This is a genomic window from Bacteroidales bacterium (assembly GCA_029210725.1).
Classification (GTDB): domain Bacteria; phylum Bacteroidota; class Bacteroidia; order Bacteroidales.
Genome location: JARGFM010000003.1, coordinates 117,296 through 136,220, shown reverse-complemented (window position 1 = coordinate 136,220; position 18,925 = coordinate 117,296). Strand labels below are relative to the sequence as shown.

Annotated in this window: 16 protein-coding genes; 13 read left to right on the top strand and 3 right to left on the bottom strand. The window is 50.8% G+C overall.

Annotation, left to right across the window (positions count from 1 at the left end; all coding sequences use genetic code 11):
• Positions 1 to 70: 70 nt before the first annotated feature.
• The 10 genes from P1P86_02795 to P1P86_02750 all read left to right on the top strand — a co-directional run bounded on the left by P1P86_02795 (position 71) and on the right by P1P86_02750 (position 9,087).
• A complete protein-coding gene (locus P1P86_02795; GenBank protein ID MDF1574103.1) occupies positions 71 to 1,027 on the top strand; it encodes a sugar phosphate isomerase/epimerase in 957 nt (318 codons plus the stop codon).
• A 14-nt stretch (positions 1,028 to 1,041) separates the two neighbouring features.
• Positions 1,042 to 1,719, top strand: a complete 678-nt coding sequence (locus P1P86_02790; GenBank protein ID MDF1574102.1) for a flavin reductase — start codon at positions 1,042 to 1,044, stop codon at positions 1,717 to 1,719.
• A gap of 12 nt (positions 1,720 to 1,731) precedes the next feature.
• Positions 1,732 to 2,310, top strand: a complete 579-nt coding sequence (locus tag P1P86_02785; protein ID MDF1574101.1) for a ferritin family protein — start codon at positions 1,732 to 1,734, stop codon at positions 2,308 to 2,310.
• A 75-nt stretch (positions 2,311 to 2,385) separates the two neighbouring features.
• Complete coding sequence (locus P1P86_02780) at positions 2,386 to 2,676, top strand: hypothetical protein (GenBank protein ID MDF1574100.1); 291 nt, start codon at positions 2,386 to 2,388, stop codon at positions 2,674 to 2,676.
• 25 nt (positions 2,677 to 2,701) lie between these two features.
• Entirely contained in the window at positions 2,702 to 2,962 is a 261-nt protein-coding gene (locus tag P1P86_02775) for a hypothetical protein (protein MDF1574099.1), read from the top strand.
• A 101-nt stretch (positions 2,963 to 3,063) separates the two neighbouring features.
• The gene (locus P1P86_02770; protein MDF1574098.1) at positions 3,064 to 5,004 is read left to right on the top strand and encodes a DUF4914 family protein; all 1,941 of its coding nucleotides are present in this window, start codon (positions 3,064 to 3,066) and stop codon (positions 5,002 to 5,004) included.
• A 62-nt stretch (positions 5,005 to 5,066) separates the two neighbouring features.
• Complete coding sequence (locus tag P1P86_02765; GenBank protein ID MDF1574097.1) at positions 5,067 to 6,383, top strand: gluconate:H+ symporter; 1,317 nt, start codon at positions 5,067 to 5,069, stop codon at positions 6,381 to 6,383.
• A gap of 17 nt (positions 6,384 to 6,400) precedes the next feature.
• Positions 6,401 to 6,862 carry a RidA family protein gene (locus tag P1P86_02760; GenBank protein ID MDF1574096.1) on the top strand — a complete coding sequence of 154 codons (462 nt, stop codon included), beginning with the start codon at positions 6,401 to 6,403 and terminating at the stop codon, positions 6,860 to 6,862.
• A gap of 19 nt (positions 6,863 to 6,881) precedes the next feature.
• Positions 6,882 to 7,985, top strand: coding sequence for a D-TA family PLP-dependent enzyme (locus tag P1P86_02755; protein MDF1574095.1), 1,104 nt, complete (start codon positions 6,882 to 6,884; stop codon positions 7,983 to 7,985).
• Position 7,986: 1 nt separating this feature from the next.
• Positions 7,987 to 9,087, top strand: coding sequence for a membrane dipeptidase (locus tag P1P86_02750; protein ID MDF1574094.1), 1,101 nt, complete (start codon positions 7,987 to 7,989; stop codon positions 9,085 to 9,087).
• On the opposite strand, the gene P1P86_02745 is transcribed toward P1P86_02750, so the two are convergent.
• Entirely contained in the window at positions 9,068 to 10,363 is a 1,296-nt protein-coding gene (locus P1P86_02745; protein MDF1574093.1) for a PQQ-binding-like beta-propeller repeat protein, read from the bottom strand. The genes P1P86_02750 and P1P86_02745 overlap by 20 nt on opposite strands.
• Before the next feature lie 174 nt (positions 10,364 to 10,537).
• Here P1P86_02745 and P1P86_02740 point away from each other — a divergent pair, with 174 nt between their 5' ends.
• Complete coding sequence (locus P1P86_02740) at positions 10,538 to 13,390, top strand: PKD domain-containing protein (protein MDF1574092.1); 2,853 nt, start codon at positions 10,538 to 10,540, stop codon at positions 13,388 to 13,390.
• A 66-nt stretch (positions 13,391 to 13,456) separates the two neighbouring features.
• Complete coding sequence (asnA, locus tag P1P86_02735) at positions 13,457 to 14,491, top strand: aspartate--ammonia ligase (GenBank protein MDF1574091.1); 1,035 nt, start codon at positions 13,457 to 13,459, stop codon at positions 14,489 to 14,491.
• Between the two features lie 5 nt (positions 14,492 to 14,496).
• Here the strand turns inward: asnA and P1P86_02730 are convergent, their stop codons facing one another.
• Both P1P86_02730 and P1P86_02725 read right to left on the bottom strand, forming a co-directional pair.
• The gene (locus P1P86_02730) at positions 14,497 to 15,651 is read right to left on the bottom strand and encodes an aldo/keto reductase (protein MDF1574090.1); all 1,155 of its coding nucleotides are present in this window, start codon (positions 15,649 to 15,651) and stop codon (positions 14,497 to 14,499) included.
• A 5-nt stretch (positions 15,652 to 15,656) separates the two neighbouring features.
• A complete protein-coding gene (locus P1P86_02725; protein MDF1574089.1) occupies positions 15,657 to 17,147 on the bottom strand; it encodes a hypothetical protein in 1,491 nt (496 codons plus the stop codon).
• 222 nt (positions 17,148 to 17,369) lie between these two features.
• Between P1P86_02725 and P1P86_02720 the strand changes: the two genes are divergently transcribed.
• On the top strand, positions 17,370 to 18,875 hold the full coding sequence (locus P1P86_02720) for a NapC/NirT family cytochrome c (protein ID MDF1574088.1): 1,506 nt from the start codon (positions 17,370 to 17,372) through the stop codon (positions 18,873 to 18,875).
• Positions 18,876 to 18,925 lie beyond the last annotated feature (50 nt).

Genomic DNA, 18,925 nt, shown 5'->3' with positions numbered 1-18,925 from the left:
CGGCCGGGCCCGCATTTCACCCTGTATCTGATTGATATTAGGGCGCTTATAAACCAACTAATAATAGCACATGATTAACAGACGAAATTTTTTACAGGCCGGAGCTCTTGCTGCCGCAGGAACAGCACTGGCAGGATGCACCACCGAAACATCCACACCGGCTGAGGAGCCTGAGAAAAACATCCGGCACAACCCCATCGGGGTATCCACCTACTCCTTCTGGCAGTTTAACCGGCCTGCGGGGGATCCCCCTCTGGAGGATATCATCGACCACGCAGCAGCCATGGGATTTGATGGAGTGGAGCTTCTGCTGGTCCAGATGGCCTCGGAGGAAAGGTCCTATCTGAACAGTCTGAAAAAAAGAGCCTTTCACAGCGGACTTGACCTCATGGGTTTTTCCACCCACCAGAGTTTTGTATTTCCGGATGTGGAGAAAAGGCAGGAGAATATTGATCTGACCATTCACCAGATTGAGCTGGCCTACCAGCTGGGCATCCCCACCATGCGCATCAATACCGGGCGCTGGGGAACCAGCAAGGACTTCGATGAACTGATGGCCAACCGGGGCATTGAACCAAGCCTGGAAGGATATACCGATGAAGACGGTTTTAAGTGGGTCATTGATTCGCTGGAGAAGATCATGCCCACTGCAGAAAAATGCGGGGTGGTCCTGGGACTGGAGAATCACTGGGGCCTGGGTCGCACTGCAGAGGGAGTGAAACGCATTGTGGATGCCATCGATTCGCCCTGGCTAAAGGTCACCCTGGATACGGGTAATTTCCTGGAAGATCCCTACGACAGGCTGGAACAACTGGCCCCCGATACTTACCTGATGCAGGCCAAGACCTATTATGGAGAAGGCAAGTGGTATACCCTGGATCTGGATTATCCACGCATTGGGGAGATCATGCGAAAGCACAGCTTCAAAGGGTATATCTCGCTGGAAATGGAAGGAAAGGCCGATCCCATGGAAGCTGTTCCAAAAAGCCTGGAGGTCCTGCGGGATGCCTTCTGGTACGAACTATAAATGCAGTGCCCAACATGATCGATTACAATGCACTTTTCAAAGTCTCCTATGGTCTTTACATAGTCTGCTCGGGATCCAGGGAGTATGGAAATGCTTATATCTCCAACACCGTTTTCCAGGTCACAGCCGAACCTCCCCGCTTTGCCACCTGCTGCAACAAGGAGAACCATACAGCCGGCCTGATTCAGTCCACGGGTCTGTTTTCGGTATCCGTACTTCAGGAAGAGGCAGGAGCTGGCATTATTGGCACCTTTGGCTTTAAGAGCGGAAATAGTACGGATAAGCTGAAGGGAATGAAACTCCAATACGGAGAGACCGGAGTCCCCATTGTCCTCAACGATACGATCGCCTATCTGGAGTTCAGGGTCTGCGAAACCGTAGATGTAGGCACTCACCTGATGTTCATCGGAGAGCTGGTCCACTCCAGAGTACTGGACGACAAAAAAGATCCCCTTACCTATCTCCATTACCGGAAGGTGAAGAAGGGGATGGCTCCAAAAAATGCACCCACCTATATCGATAAAGCTAAACTGGAGAAAAGTCCGGGACAGGAGAGCCCTGCCAGGTATGAATGCCCTGCCTGCGGGTATATCTACGACGAGAAGGCGGAAGGAGTGAAGTTTGATGATTTGCCCGACAACTGGGTGTGCCCGGTATGCGGGGAAGAAAAATCCGAATTCATTAAAGTGTAAACTAATTTTCATATGGAAAACTCATTGAAGGGTACAAGAACAGAACAGAACCTCTTAAAGTCTTTTGCAGGAGAATCACAGGCCAAAAACCGCTATGAATTCTTCGCTAAACAGGCCAAAAAAGAGGGATTCGAACATATCGCTGCCATTTTTATGCAAACAGCCAGGGAAGAGCAGGCTCATGCCAAGCGCTTCTTTAAATTCCTGGAGGGTGGCATGGTAGAGATCACTGCCAGTTATCCTGCCGGCATCATCGGAAACACTGCTGAAAATCTGAAAGCAGCTGCTGAAGGTGAAAATGAGGAGTGGACAGAGCTCTACCCTGCTTTTGCGGAAATCGCCAAAGAAGAGGGCTTCCCCAAAGTGGCTTCCGCTTTTAAAATGATCGCCAGGGTGGAGGCCGAACATGAGAAACGCTACCTGAAGTTGCTCCAGAATGTCTCCGAAGACAGGGTATTTATGAAAGAGGGAAAAGTCTGGTGGAAGTGCATGGTATGCGGTTATGTATATGAATCACAAAAGGCACTCGAAAACTGCCCGGCCTGTCTCCATCCCCAATCATACATGAAACTGAAGGAGGAGGACTATTAGAGGATCCGGAGTGGAGAAAAAGCCGGGTGACGATCTGTTTTCTTTCTGGAAGTTCATTCTCCGATGCAGGCATCTTTGAGAAATATATATGCTTTTATGCTGTTGTTGGGTCTGTCTGCTTGCGACAGTGGCACACCGGATCCTGCGGTTCACATCCCCGATGCCACTTTTTTGGATCGACTGATTGCGGAGGGTGCCGACCTGAACCTTTCCAATAATTCGTTGCTGACAAAGATCGGGGTTGACAATATGCCCATGCTCACCGGGATATGCGTCTGGACCCTCCCCTTCCCACCCGAGGGCGTTGTTGTATTGCAGGGCTACAGCCCCAATATTAATTTCACCACCGCATGCCTGGCTCATTAGTAACAGTTTTACGTATCTTTAGAGTATGATTAATGTGAAAGAGGCCACCGAAAAAGCAAAGGAGCACCTGCTATCCTTCTTCCCTGATGCTGAGCAGGTACAGCTCGAAGAGGTGGAACTAAGCCCGGATAAGGCACATTGGCTTATCACTTTGAGTTACGAAGGGATCAGCAGTTCTGTGGCAAGCTCGCTGCTTGTGGGAAAATCACTCCTGTACAAACTATTCAAGCTGGATGCTGATAACGGTGAAGTGATTTCCATGAAAATCAGGGATGTGCGGTCCTGAAGTTCTCCGCACAAGAGCTCCTGGATAATATAAAGGCTGTTATGAAGACAAAGTACATACTATGACTAATTGTGTTATTTTTGTCTTAAATTAAATGAAGCATGACAAATCTGATTAAGCTGCTGGATGAGAAGAAAATCACCCTTCCTGATAACCTGACCGGCCTTTTTGAAAGTTGTAAGAAACTTACGGTATTCGAAACCACCAGTGAACTTGCCATCGCGGCCTGCAATGGAGAGTCCAATGTGGAGTTTGAAGTAAAGTATGATATCCCGGGAAAAGGAGAATATACCGAAGCCATTGTCCACCGGGTAAGGAATGGCATTTCCGCAAACTACACAGAGGCCTATATGCGTCGGCGCGACCCCGATACCATGGTTATTGCCGATGATCTTCCGACGGATAAGCAACGGTTCTCGGACAAGTATGGCTATGATTTTTCAAGCCTGCAAAAGGAGACTTTTGAATGGCTGAAACAGCAGGAACTCTCCATGTTCTTCTATTTCGCAGGCAGAGCAGGCATAGGCTCCCTGGGAGTGGCTGTGGCCCCTTCCAATGCAGCATTTTTTGCCATGGGCCTGTCCATGCTTCAGGAGATCATTCCGGTTGACCGTTTGGAGGAAGGGGCTAAAATAGCCTCCTCCATCGTGGTAGCTCCGGTGTTCAGGCATACCCATTTCAATGGCAAACAGGTGGTGGTGCATAACCGCACCAAAGAAGTACATGAACTCTATGCCTACAACCTTTACCCCGGGCCAAGTGCAAAAAAAGGTCTTTATGGCGTGATCCTCACCCAGGGAGAAAAAGAGGGCTGGATTACCGCGCATTGTTCTGCTGTTCAATCCATCAGTCCCTATGACAACGTCACCACTTTCATGCATGAGGGGGCCAGTGGAGGCGGAAAAAGTGAAATGCACCAGAACATTGTAAGAGAGCCCGACGGACGCGTTTCCCTGGGTAAAAACCTGTTGAACGGGGAGGAACGCTATATTACCATCCCCCGCTTCTGCCTCTTTAAGCCCGTGGCAGATGATATGGCCTTCTGTCATCCTTCGGTACAGCGGAACGATGGCAAGCTCAGAATTGTGGATGCAGAAAACGCCTGGTTTGTTCGTGTGGATAGTGTAAACGAATACGGAGACGATCCCAAGCTTGAAAAAGCCACCATCAGTTCATGCTGTCCATTGGTCTTCCTGAATATTGAAACCACTCCCGAATCCACGGCACTGATCTGGGACCATATTGAAGATGAACCGGGAAAGAGATGTCCCAATCCCCGGGTTATCCTGCCCAGAAATTCTGTTGAGAATGTGATTGATAAAGCTGTATCGATCGATGTTCGAAGCTTTGGACTGCGTACACCGGCCTGTTCCGCAGAGGAACCCAATTATGGCATCCTGGGCTTGTTTCATATACTCCCCCCAACACTGGCCTGGCTCTGGAGGCTGGTCTCTCCCCGCGGTTTCAATAATCCAAGTATCACGGGAACAGGTAATATGGGCAGTGAAGGTGTCGGATCCTACTGGCCCTTTGCCACAGGTAAAAAGATCGATCACGCCAATATGTTGCTGAAACAAATCATCGAAACCCCCAGAACCACGTTTACCCTGGTACCCAACCAGCATATCGGCGTCTGGAAGGTTGGCTTCAAACCTCAGCTTCTGATGCGGGAATATCTTACCCGGAGGGGAGTGGCCAAATTCAGATCAGATCAGTACCAGTCCGCCCGCTGCTCCTTGCTGGGCTATGAACTGAATTACCTGACCATTGAAGGTTCCAAGATTCCCTCCCGGTTTCTGAAGGTTTATAACCAGACGGAGGTGGGAATTGAGGGTTATGATGCCGGAGCCGGAATGCTGGAGGACTTTTTTAAGAAAGAACTTCAGAATTATTTGCATGGGAACCTGTTACAAACAGGCAAGCGCATTATAGATGCCTGTCTGTCAGGAGCCAATATTGACGATTACAACGAGATTGTGCCCAACAGTTACAGTTATGACTTCAGCAACATGGAGGATTACGAACAGAACAACAGCCATTAAAAAGAGTCCATAGTTCTTCAAACAGAATTGACTACCTTTAATTTTTCATCAAGGAAGTCCGTATGCCAATCCTGATTATAATTCTGGGAGTTCTTCTTCTTTTACTGCTTATCACGGCGGGAAAAATCAATGCCTTTATCTCTTTTGTAATTGTCTCGCTCTTTGTGGGGCTTTGCATGGGACTCTCCCTGGACGATACCGTGGAAGCTCTGAAACAGGGAATTGGAGACACCCTGGGACTGCTGGTCCTGATCCTGGGATTTGGAGCCATGCTGGGCCGGATCATTGCCGATAGTGGAGCAGCTCAGCGAATCACCAAAGCTCTGATTGCAGCTTTTGGCCTGAAAAGTATTCACTGGGCTCTGATGCTTGCAGGCTTCATTGTGGGAATCCCCATGTTTTATTCGGTGGGCTTTGTGATCCTGATCCCCATCGTATTTACCATGGCAGCTGCCACCGGACTGCCCCTGATCTTCATCGGGCTGCCCATGCTGGCATCGCTTTCAGTGACCCATGGCTTTTTGCCGCCTCATCCTGCACCAACAGCTATGGTGGATATGTTCAGTGCAGATATGGGGCGCACCATGATGCTTGGTATCCTGGTGGCCATCCCCACCATCCTGGTGGCCGGTCCCCTGCTCTCTCCCCGCTTCAAAAAGATTAAGGCAATTCCGCTGAAAGACTTTACCGGCGAAAAAAAGATAGCGGATCATGAACTGCCCTCCACCCTGCTCAGCCTGCTTGCGGCACTGATGCCCGTGATCCTGATAGGCTGCTCAGAAATAATATCCCACTTTCTGGAGTCAACGGGTACGGCCTATGCGGTAGTGAAAGGGATGGGCAACCCGGTGATAGCTATGTTGCTTTCCCTGCTTTTTGCCCTTTTTACACTTTCCCTGCGAAATGGTCATAAAATGGCGGATGTGATGATAGACCTCGCCCACTCCGTCTCCAGCATCGCTATGATCCTGCTGATCATAGCCGGAGCAGGAGCGCTGAAAGCAGTCCTGGTAGCCAGCGGGATCAGTGAGTATCTGGGCGATATGCTTCGTGAATCGGGTGCATCGCCCCTTCTTCTTGCCTGGCTGATCGCAGCCGTCATACGCGTATCAGTCGGATCGGCCACCGTGGCAGCCATGACAGCTGCCGGCATTGTCCTTCCCCTGGTATCAGACCCTTCGGTATCGCCCGAATTAATGGTACTGGCCATCGGTTCGGGAAGCCTGGTACTCTCTCATGTCAATGATACCGGATTCTGGCTGTTCAAAGAGTACTTCAACCTCAGCCTGAAGGAGACCCTGGCCACCTGGACCGTCATGGAGACCATTATCGGAGTGGTCGGATTTGCAGGCGTGCTCTTACTGGATATATTTATATAAAACCAAAATTCTGCAAAATGAGTCAAGTCGAAAAAAAACTGGAGGCATTGGGACTAGAACTTCCCCCGGCCCCGCCTTCCCTTGGAATTTATTATCCCGTGGTTATTACAGGCAAGCATCTCTATGTTTCCGGGCAAGGCCCCGTAGAGAGCAACGGAGAACTGATCCGGGGTAAGGTGGGTAAGGACCTGAGCCTGGAAGAAGGGCAACTGGCGGCGCGACAGGTCGGACTAACCATGCTCTCCACCATCAAAGCCCAGATTGGCGACCTGGATAAGATCAAGCGCCTGATCAAAACCCTGGGGATGGTCAACTGCTATCCCGAATTCGAACAGCATCCCCAGACCATTAATGGGTTCAGCCAGCTGATGGTGGATGCATTTGGTGAAGAGTCTGGCAAAGGGGCCCGCAGTGCAGTGGGAATGAGCCTCCCCGGCAATATCGCTGTGGAAGTAGAAGCTGTATTTGAGTTACACTAAACCTGGAAAACCGGATCCGATGTGGTACAAACCAGAGAACGAATCAACAATTGCCACACCCTCCCTGCTCCTTTTTCCCGACCGGATTGAGGAAAATATCCGCAGGATGATCGCTCTTGCAGGAAGTGCGGAACGGCTGCGGCCACATGTAAAATCACACAAAATTCCTGAGATTATCCAGCTCCAGAGGCAGCAGGGAATCACTCGGTTCAAATGTGCCACACTCTCTGAAGTTACCATGGTAGCAGAGGCCGGGGGCGAAGATATTCTGCTGGCCTATCCCCTGCTGGGGCCCTCTGTGGATTTGTGGTTCGAGCTGGTGGAGCAATACACGAAAAGCAGGCTATCGGTGACCGTTGATTCAGAAACGGCCCTTATACTCCTGGAAAGCCAGGCTTGTCAAAGGGAAAAACAGCTGGATATTTTTGTGGATATTGATAACGGGATGCACCGCACCGGCATCCATCCGGAAGAGGCTCCTTCACTGATTTATGCCATTGAAAATAGCAAAAATCTGATCTTTAAGGGACTACATATCTATGACGGACATATTCATGAGTCCGGTCCGGCAGAAAGGAAAGCGCATTGCGACCACGATTTTGAAGCGGTACACCGATTACAGAAGCAACTGTCGGAGGAGGATATAGAGATCGGAGAACTGGCCTGCGGAGGGACCCCTACCTTCCCCATTCATGCCTCTCATCCTTCCAGAACCCTTTGTCCCGGCACTACCCTGCTCTGGGATGCCGGTTATGGCAGCAGCTTTCCGGATCTCGATTTTCTTCCGGCTGCCGTGATAGCCGGAAGAGTGATCAGCAAACCCAATCAGGGGCTCTGCCTGGACCTGGGACATAAATCCATTGCCTCTGAAATGGCACATCCAAGGCTGCATTTCCTGGAACTGGAAGCAGAGGAGGTAATCCATCACAGTGAAGAGCACCTGGCACTCTCCACCAGTAAGGCCGGGCAGCTTTCTGTGGGGGACCTGGTCTATGCTCTTCCTGTCCATATTTGTCCGACCACGGCCCTTCATGAGCAGGTCTATGTGGTACGTAACCAGCAGGTTACGGAAACCTGGAGGGTAGTTGCCAGGAAACGAGACTATCCGTACAAAGATCATTGATATGAGTTCAGGCAAAGCAAAAAAGACCCTGATATTCGATTCCCATCTGGATATCTCCATGAATGCCATGGAGTGGAACCGCGATCAAAGATGGAGCGTGGAGAAGATCCGGAAGAGTGAGGAAGGGATGAACGACAAACCAGACCGGGGCCGCAATACAGTCTCCTTCCCTGCATTAAGAGAAGGGAGAGTCGGACTGGTGGTGGCCACCCAGATTGCCCGGGTGGTTAAACCCGGCAGTCCCATTCCAGGCTGGTATTCACAGGAGCAGGCCTGGGCCCATACCCAGGGTCAGCTTCAATGGTACAGGGCCATGGAGCAGGCCGGTGAGATGAAACAAATAAGAGGTGCAGACTCATTGAAGGAAAGTCTGGCCCTGTGGGAAAATCCGGATGATCATACTCCCATCGCTTATGTTTTGAGCCTGGAAGGAGCCGATTCTATCATATCCATGAACCATCTGGAAAGAGCGTATGGAGACGGGCTCAGGGCCATAGGTCCTGCCCATTACGGCCCCGGGGTTTATGCCAATGGAACCGATTCCGGCGGCAGACTTAATGCCAGGGGGGTGGAACTTCTCCGGACCATGGAGCAGCTGGATATGATCCTCGATATGACCCACCTGAACGATGATGCCTTCTGGCATGCGCTGGATATCTATAAAGGAACTATCTGGGCCAGCCATAATAACTGCCGCAGCATTGTGAACCACAACCGGCAGTTCAGTGACCGGATGATCCTGGAACTGATCAGCAGAAAGGCGGTTATCGGAACTGCTCTGGATGCCTGGATGATGGTGAGCAACTGGATACGCGGAGAATCAGATCCCTTAGACAGAAAGGTAAGCCTGGAAACCATGGTCAATCATATGGACCATATCTGCCAGCTGGCCGGCAACTCCCTTCATGTGGGGATTGGAAGCGACCTGGACGGCGGATACGGCAAGGAACAGTGCCCGCATGACCTCGATACCATAGCCGACCTTCAGAAGGTACCCGCTATACTCCGGGACAGAGGATATTCGGAGGAAGATATACAGAACATCATGTACCTGAATTTTGTGCGTTTCCTGCAGGACTATTTCAAAGAGCAGGCTGACTGAGGTCGACACAGACCATCTTTTCCAGATCCCTGATAATCAGCTTTCCCTGACTAAAAGCCAGGGGGCCCCATGCCTGGGTTTTCTTAGAATCAAAAAAAGAAGCCTTTCCCAGTTCCGTATAAGCCTCCGGAGAGGGTTTTATCAGGTGGATATCACCATTTTTCCCATTCTGGTTCAGGATAAGTCCATTTACCAGGATCATAGCCCCCAGTTCAAAGCCGGGAGCCGAATCCTTTTCCCAGAGCAGCTCACCGTCCAGGCTCAGGCACATCATCTGGTTCGGGTTCCCGGTATGGTTCAGGTAGAGGTGATCCTCGAAGAGCACCGCCGGGTGCATCTTGCTTCCGGCATCTTCAGTGAGGAACAGCTCTTTCACGGCAAACTCTTCCCCTTCCCTGCTCACCTCCAGCATGATGGATACCGGGTCGTAACTGCCATCATAGGAACAATCGGTCAGGAATACCCGTTTATCGTCAATAACTGTAGCGGGTGTAATCGTGGCAAAGGAGCGCAAACCCTCATATTGCCACAGTTCCTCTCCCGTACCGGCGTCAAAGGATACCACCTCCTGGATCAGGGTAGAATCGCTGCGGTCGTAGGGACTGATCATAATCACCTGGTCTCTTCCTCCTAAAGTGGCCAGTGTGGGGGACACATGAAAATTATGACCGTTCAGGGGCCGGCTCTCCCATACCAGCTCCCCCGTTCGCTTATCAAAGGCCACCACCCCGGCTCTGTCTCCGCCGGGTGCAACGATCACCAGATCTTTATACAAAAGGGGTGATTGGGAAAAGCCCCAGTTTGGGAGCTTCCCGTCAAACTCCTGCAGGAGATTATGGCTCCAGAGGGGCTGACCGCTCTTTTTATCGAAACAGTAGAAATGGCCGTGGGGCCCTACGCTCCATACACCTTCCTGGTCCACGGTGGGAACGGCCCTGGATCCCGGATAGGGCAACTCACCCGGAGCCTGGTACACGTATTTCCACTTCTCCGATCCGGAATCCAGGTCAATGCACCTCATGATATCCGATTTGCCCGGATCCCTGTCCAGGACAAAAACCTCCTTATCGAAAATACTGGCACCTCCATACCCAACTCCCAGGGGAAAGGACCACAACTCCTTTGGCCCCTGTCCGGACCAAAACTCCTGGATCTCCACACCTTCAATACTTGCATTTCGGTGAGGCCCCAGGTACTGGTTCCAGTTAGTATGACTGGTAGTACACCCTGTTGACAGTGCCAAAGCTGTCAGTAGAAAAACCATTTTCTCTTTCATAATCATATTTTGGTGAATTTTGGCGAACAAAATAGCAAATAAACTTAAATCAAAAAAAAAATACTTTTTACCATAGCTCATGCAACGTTTATCTGCAATATTCGTTCTTTCATGTAAACAGGTATTTTGAGGATTAGTGTGAAAATGAAACCAACCTGGATATACCACCTTTGCATGCTGTGGATATTCCCGGCTTTCGGGTACGGACAGGATTGTAATATTATATCCAAAGCCAATGATATCAATCCGGATCAATTCTGCTCCCCTGTGGAAGTGGTGAGCTGGGAAGTGAGTTATGTGGGTGTAAACCATGCAGGGACCTCCGTTGAGATCCTCTTTGACTGGGATGATGGAAATACCGAAACAGTCACCGCCCTTGAAATTGATGCAGCCTCCGGCGAATGGGGAGCCATTGCCACACATGTCTATGTGTCTGACGATGACAGGTGTAATCACAGGCCCGTGGCCTCGTTGGTCGTAAACGGAGTCATATGTACTTCCTCCTCCCAGGAGCAGATTGTCACTGTTTGGGACGATGACAATACCAACGGGGGAAGGGTCCAGGCAGCGCCCGATGTGTATCCCATTTGTGTGGGAAACGGGGCGACCATGCAATTCGATGATGCCACCCTGTTTAATTGCGTTCCTCCCCAGGAAGAAGATGTGCCAAATACCAGAACAAGATGGATACAGTGGATCTATGGTACGAGTATAAGCATGACCGGAGCACCTGTAATGGTGGATGGAGCAGTCAGAGCCTATCCTTTCGAGGGCCCTGTTATTGAGCTGACCGGACCGGTAACAGGATCCAACGAAAGAAGCCTGCCCATCACCGTTGCGGATGATAAACTCGTGGGACAGGAATTCGAGGTGGAATTGCGCTACTGGAATTATTGCAACCCTTATCCCACCTCGGATCCTGTAACGGACCGGTCTGTCATCCGGATCGTGGACATCCCCGACGCGACCATTACTCCGGTGGACACCCTTTGCGAGTATGAGAGCAACATTTTTCTCACGGCTGCAACGGAAGGGGGCACCTGGAGCGGAACAGGTATCGTGGATGAATTCACAGGCGAATTCTCTCCACAGGTAGCCGGTACCGGGACGCATCTGATCACCTATTTTGTGACCTCCGGAAATAACTGCTCATCGACAGACAGCGAATATATTGCGGTCAGACCGGGGCCGGATGGCACCATCACCCCGGCGGGTCCTTTCTGTACCTACGACCCGCCTTTTGATCTTGAAGCAGCATCAGCTCCGGGCACATGGACCGGTGAGGGCATCACCAACAGCAGCACCGGATTGTTCGATCCCACGGTTGCCGGACCCGGAACTTTTATCATTGCTTTTGAAAGTGTTCCGGATGCCAATGGTTGTGTGGGTGCCGATACGCTTGAACTGGTGGTTATGGAACCGCCTTTTGCCGGGTTCCTGACCCCCGACTCGGCCTGGTGCGAGACCGGTAACAACCAGACCGTCGGGAGGATTCTGATCCGTGGTTCCGGGGGGTCCACTTTCGATCTGGTCCTGGATATCCGGGGGATCAGAGATACCCTGTCAGATCTTTCAAAGGACACGATTTTAGTCTTTTTAAATAATGAAAGCGGGCTGAATCAGTATAATCTGGTGAAAATCATAGAGTATCATGGCCAATTGAGTTGCGAAACAGAGCTTTTCGACACCCTGAACATGGAGGTCCATCCCATGCCGGAAATGGAGTTGGAAATGGAGTATGAGAACCTGTGCAGTCCTGTTGAAGTGGAATTTGAAAGTGCGGAAGGCTACGAAAGGTACACCTGGGACTTTGGCGATGGCAGCCTGCAGATGACGCCCGGCAATCAGGTTAGCCATACCTACGATTATGACTATAGCCAGGCTCATCAGGGAACGGATACCACATTTAGTATCCGCTTAATTATAGAGACCGCTTTTGGGTGCAGGGATTCATTGAGCGATAGCATAAATATATATCCGACACCGGTGGCGGACTTTTTCGTGAATCCTCTGATTCAGAATTTTCCGGATTCAGAGATCTCCCTGGTTAATCTGAGTTCACCCGGAAACTGGTCCTATCTCTGGGATTTTGGGGATGGGAACTCGGATTCACAAAAAGATCCGGAACAACATGTATATGGGGACTGGGGTCGTTTCGATGTGCAGCTGCTTACCTACAGTCCTTTTTGCCGGGACAGCATTGTCAGGCAAATCCAGATTATGCCACCTCCCCCACGGGCCATGTTTCAGCCCGATACCTCAGGCTGTCCACCCCTGGACATCACCTTCAGAAATCAAAGCCTCTATGCAGATGCCTATGTTTGGGATTTTGACGACGGCTCCTTTTCGACGGAAGCTTCACCCACACACAGGTTCTGGGAAAGCAAGGTTCATGAGGTAAAACTGATAGCCTATGGTCTGTCCGGCACCGATACCGCCCGGCAGATCATACAGATTCACCCGTCTCCCACAGCGCTTTTCGAGGTCTACCCCAGGGAGGCCAAGAATCTGAAACAGCTGTTCAAGTTTCTTAATAACTCCATGGACGCCAGTGAATACCTGTGGGACTTTGGCGATGGGAACACTTCCACGGATGAAAATCCCTCCCATGTCTATAAGGAACCTGGAATCTTCACTGTTTCTCTCTATGTCTGGAGCGATCACTCCTGTCCGGATACACTGGTCAGGGAAAAATGGATCCACATAATGGAAGGGGAAGGGAATACGGTATTCCCCAATGCCTTTGTTTGGAACGGGAGCGGACCAACGGGAGGAAACTGGGGGGAGAATGCCATTGATAATACGGTGTTCCATCCCCATATGGAGAATGCGATCGCCTTGCATATGATCATATATACCCGGTGGGGAGAGATGATCTGGGAAAGCAACGACGTATATATTGGTTGGGATGGCTACCTGAAATCGGGAGAGCTGGTCCCCCCGGGAGTGTATATCTACAAAGCCTGGGTAACCTACAGAGACGGCCTTCAGGAGCTTCTGGCAGGCGATGTGACCTTCCTGCATTAAGATCCTTTTGGAAATATGGTTTATAAGTCCTTTATTTGACGCTCAACACGTCAAATCGCAGGCTCTATGAAACTTTACATACCCCGTAATTACCGTTCCGTTCTCACTCTGAAGGAAACCGAGCGCGCCATAAAAATGGTGAAGGATTTCTTTGAGCTGAACCTGGCAGCGGAACTGAAACTGAGAAGGGTCACCGCACCCCTCTTTGTCCAGAGAGGAACAGGAATCAATGATGACCTGAATGGTACCGAGCGACCGGTATCTTTCGAAGTGAAGGATATGGACGGAATCACTGCTGAAATCGTCCACTCGCTGGCCAAATGGAAGCGGATGATGCTTGCCGATTACGAGATCGCCAACAACTATGGTCTCTATACGGATATGAATGCCCTGCGTCCCGATGAAGAGCTGGACAATATACACTCCATCTATGTGGACCAGTGGGACTGGGAAAAGATCATCTCAGCGGAAAAGCGGAATATTGCACACCTGAAGGCCGTTGTGAATCAGATTTATTCGGTCATAAAACGTACCGAATTTATTGTATATGAAAACCATCCTGAAATAGTGCCCCTTCTGCCCGACGCCATCCATTTCATCCACGCCGAAGAGTTACTGGAGCGTTATCCTGACCGGAATCCGAAGGAACGCGAATTTGAAATTGCCAAAGAGTACGGGGCTGTCTTTATCATCGGGATCGGAGCCGAGCTGGCCAACGGAGAACCCCACGACGGACGGGCGCCCGATTACGACGACTGGTCCACTCCCACAGAAAACGCTTACCGGGGACTGAACGGGGATATTGTGGTCTGGAACCCCATCCTGGAAAATGCCTTCGAGCTTTCCTCCATGGGAATCCGGGTCGACAAAGCAGCCCTGATCCGGCAACTGGATATCCAGGGGAAGTCGGAACGCAAAGACCTGTTATTCCACAAGAGACTGCTGGCAGGAGAATTCCCGGAATCGATAGGTGGTGGAATCGGCCAATCGAGGCTCTGTATGTATTTTCTACGGAAAGCGCATATCGGAGAGGTTCAGGCCAGCCTCTGGCCGGGACAGATGCATGACCACTGCCGCAAATCCGGCATCATCCTTATGTAAAATCCCTACTCGCTGCCGAAGAGCTCAGCCACATGCTCCAGCTCGGCACGAATGGGAATTCCCTGCGGACACTGTGGTTCACAAAGACCGCACTGAATACAGTTGGAGGCTTTTGCCGTATCACTCAACAGTCGGGTGTACCGGAGTCTGGCCGCCGGATCATGCAACATATGAAAATCATTGTACAGGGCGAAGTTCCGGGGGATATTGACCCCTTCGGGACAGGGCATGCAGTAAGAACAGGCCGTACAGTCGACCCGTTTGAGGCCTCTGATCAGGCCGACGGCCCGTTGGAGGGCCTCATCATCCCGGGAGGTCCATTCTTTCTGTGTAAATTCGTCGGAGAGCTGCAGATTTTCTTTCAGCTGATCCAGATGCGACATTCCACTCAGTACCACGCTTACTTCGGGCTGCTTCCATAACCAGTGCAGGGCCCACTCCACCGGGCTTCGTCCCGGAGCGGCCTTTTCAAATTCCTTCCTGGCTGCGATCGGAAGTCCGCTTACCAGGGTCCCTCCCCGGAGGGGTTCCATAACAACCACCGCCAGGCCCCGTTCCGCAGCATATTTCAAACCCTCGGCCCCTGCCTGGTACTCCTCATCCATGTAGTTATACTGGATCTGGCAGAAGGTCCAGTCGTAGGCGTCCACAATCTCCTTAAACAGACCAGCTTCATCGTGATAGGAGAATCCGGCGTAACGTATCTTACCGGCCTCCAGGGCACTGTTCAGGAACTCCAGGACCCCCAGGGAAAGCAGCTTCCTCCAGTAGCTCTCATCCAGCCCGTGCAAGAGATAAAAATCGATGTAAGCCGTCTCCAGCCTCTCCAGTTGTTCATCCAGGTAACGGTCCATATCCTCCCTGGTCTGAACCAGCCAGGATGGAAGCTTCGTGGCTACATATACCTTCTCGCGGTACCCGTTTCCCAGGGCTTTGGCCAGGAAAGGTTCACTGGCCCCCCCTTTGGAGAAATCGAAGGCATGATAGGGATAGGCTGTATCAAAATAGTTGACCCCCCGGTCAATGGCACAATGGATCATCTCCATGGCTTGCTCTTCATCAATCCGGGAATTATCCTGGTCGATAACCGGAAGGCGCATGCATCCAAAGCCCAGGGTGGAGACCTGCAAACCGGTATTTCCAAAGGCGCTTACCCTCATAGACTCTAATTCAAACGATAACTTACAAATGCCACCTGCTTACTGTCGGGCGACCACGAGGGCACGTTGATGGTTCCCTGTCCGCCGAACAGCTCCGCCATGACCCGGACCTCCCTGGTCTCCAGGTTCATGATGCGCAGCATTACATCCTTGTTGGGCGGATGGGAGCCGGCGGGTACATCGGTTCCGAAGGTGACATAAACGATCCACTTTCCATCCGGAGAGGGATGCGCGAACCAGTCGTTGTACTTATCCGAGGTAATCTGCTCCTGTTCACTGCCATCGGGTTTCATCCTCCAGATCTGCATGGTCCCTGTGCGCACGGAATTAAAATAGATGTACTTCCCGTCCGGCGAATACTCGGGTCCGTCGTCCAGTCCATCCGCAGTGGTTAAACGCTTCTCCCTGCCCCCTGTAACCGGAATGGTGTACACGTCGTAATTCCCATTCCGCTCGGCACAATAGGTCAGGGTTTCGCCATCGGGCGACCAGCCGTGCCAGTACGACGGGCCAAGGGCTGTCACCCTCTTCGGATCACCACCTTCAACCGGAAGAGTATAGATCAAAGAACGACCCGTTTCAGTCCCGTCGCTGATGACCAGCTCTGTGCCATCCGGCGAGATCCCGTGATCGTTATTGATCCTTTGTGCAAAACCGGCAGGGATCTGCTCAGGGGTGCCGCCCTCCACAGGAATCCGGTAAAGCAGACCCTTGCTGTTGAAGATCAGGGTCTGGCCATCGGGGGTCCAGTTTGGAGCCTCTATATGGCTATCGGTATGGTATACGACCCTTCTGTCGAAAGATTCTATCGAGATGGTTTCCAGCGTGCTTTCAAGAGTCTTCAGCGAATCTGGTTTCTCGGTGACAGACTCCAGGCGGACCTTGGAGAACACAGCTGTTTCCAGTTGATCGTTGTTATGCGCACAGACTCCAAGACCGATATAAAAAGGTTCTGAAAACCGGAGCTTAAAGCTTCCCCCGGAGAATTCAAGGGCTCCGTCACCGCTTGCCACCGACATGGCTATATAGTCGCCCGTCTTCTCTATTCGCACCCTCCGGGGGTAGCTGATATTGGCCCGGACCTCCCGGGTGATATCCCCGGGCGCTCCCCTGTACTGGATGGAGGTAAGTCCGTCTCCATGAACGGCCACATCCGCATATACCGAGGAGGTATCCAGATTCTGACGGATAATCAGGCAGGCTTTTCTATGAGGGTCGACACCCTCTCCCGCCCACTCGATATCTGCAGCCAGGGAGACGTTGCCCGTTACTTTTTTCCATACATAATGCAGTTCATCCTTCTCGAACCACATGTTGGTACCGCTCCCCGAAACCATATAGCTGCTGTCGACAGGGTCAAAAACCACAGATCCTTCATATCCCACATTTCCAATATCACCGTTCCCTTCAAAGATGCCCAGACCGGGTTCGCTGTTACATCCGTATACAACCAGGATCAGAGTGATCCAGGCAAATTGGGTCCTTAAGCTTTTCATAATTCCAGTTTCTTTTTTTGGGTTAAAAGGGGAACACTTCACGCCCCTCCTTTTGCCTGAATATACAAATGTTTTTTTTACTGCAACCCACAGACCTATAATCTCCTTTATTCTGTTTAAATATAAATATGGAATTGCTATTTGCTAAATTAGTGAATAGATGTAACTTAGCCAATGAAGGAGTGCAAAGTCTTATTAACTTATTAATATAAAGAACTTCCCATGAAATTACCCAGAACCTATTATAATCCGGTCTCCCTGGCCGGAACCATTCTTTCCAGTGTAAGTGCCCTGATCATTGTTTTTTTTATGATTGCCATGACCTTCTTCGAAAATAAGGAGTCGGGATCCTACGTGGGCATTTTTATATACATCATTCTACCCGTCTTTCTGATTATAGGACTAATTCTGATTCCCATCGGGATGTCCAGGAGAGCCAGACGGATCAAGAGGGAGGGAGAAGGAAGTGTCGTATCAAAAATAATCCTCGATCTCAGCAATCAGAGTCACTGGAATGCGGTCGGGCTGTTTATTCTGGTAAGCATCCTCTTCCTGCTGTTAACCGGGATCGGCAGTTATAAAGCCTTTCATTATACCGAATCCAATAAATTCTGCGGCACGCTCTGTCACAGCGTTATGGAGCCGGAGTACACTGCTTACCAGAAATCGGCACATTCCAGGGTCACCTGCGTGGAGTGTCATGTGGGGGAAGGTGCACAATGGTATGTGAGAAGCAAACTCTCGGGTTTGTACCAGGTCTACTCGGTTGTATTTAACAAGTACCCCACCCCCATTGAAACCCCGATTCACAGCCTGAGGCCGGCCCGTGAAACCTGTGAGGAGTGCCATTGGCCCGAAAAATTCTACGCCCACAATCTGCGAAATGAAAAAAACTATCTGGCCGATTCTGCCAATACAGAATGGAATATCACGCTTAAAATGAAAATCGGATCTGAGCATAGTGCACACGGACTGATGGAGGGTGTCCACTGGCACATCAACTCCGATGTAAAAGTGGAATATATAGCAGCGTCGGGAAAAAGGGAGTCCCTGCCCTGGGTAAGGTATGTGAACCGGGCCACGGGCGATACCATTGTCTACCAGGACATCTATGAGACTCTGGACCAGGAGGCAATGGATACCCTGGAAATGAGAGAGATGGATTGCCTGGATTGCCACAACCGTCCTTCTCACCAGTTTCTGCCTCCACAGAAGTTTACAGACGATCTGATTGCTGCCGGAACCATTCCGGTGGAATTACCCGAAGTAAAGTCCATGGCCATGCAGGTGTTTAACCATACGTTTACCGATCGGGATTCGGGCAGCATGTTTATCAGGGAGTATGTAAGCGATTTTTATAACACCAGCTACCCGGGGATAGCTGCTGAAAACCCGCAACTGATCGAAAGGGCCACAGAAGGTTTACTGGCAGGGTATAACAAGAATATCTTCCCGGAGATGAAAGCCAACTGGAACGCCTACCCGAACCATATCGGCCATAGCGAATACAACGGATGTTTTCGATGTCATAATGGAAATCATGAAAGTGAGGATGGTCAGCTTATATCCAGAGACTGCAATCTGTGCCATACGATCCTGGCACAGGGTAATGCGGAAAACTTCCAGACCTCCTCTGTGGATCAACCACTGGAGTTCCTGCATCCTGTGGACATTGATGAAGCCTGGAAAGAGATGGCCTGCGCCGATTGCCACCGCTACCTGTATTAATCACTCTTCTTCACAGGAAACACCCTGCCATTTTGACATCTAAACAGATG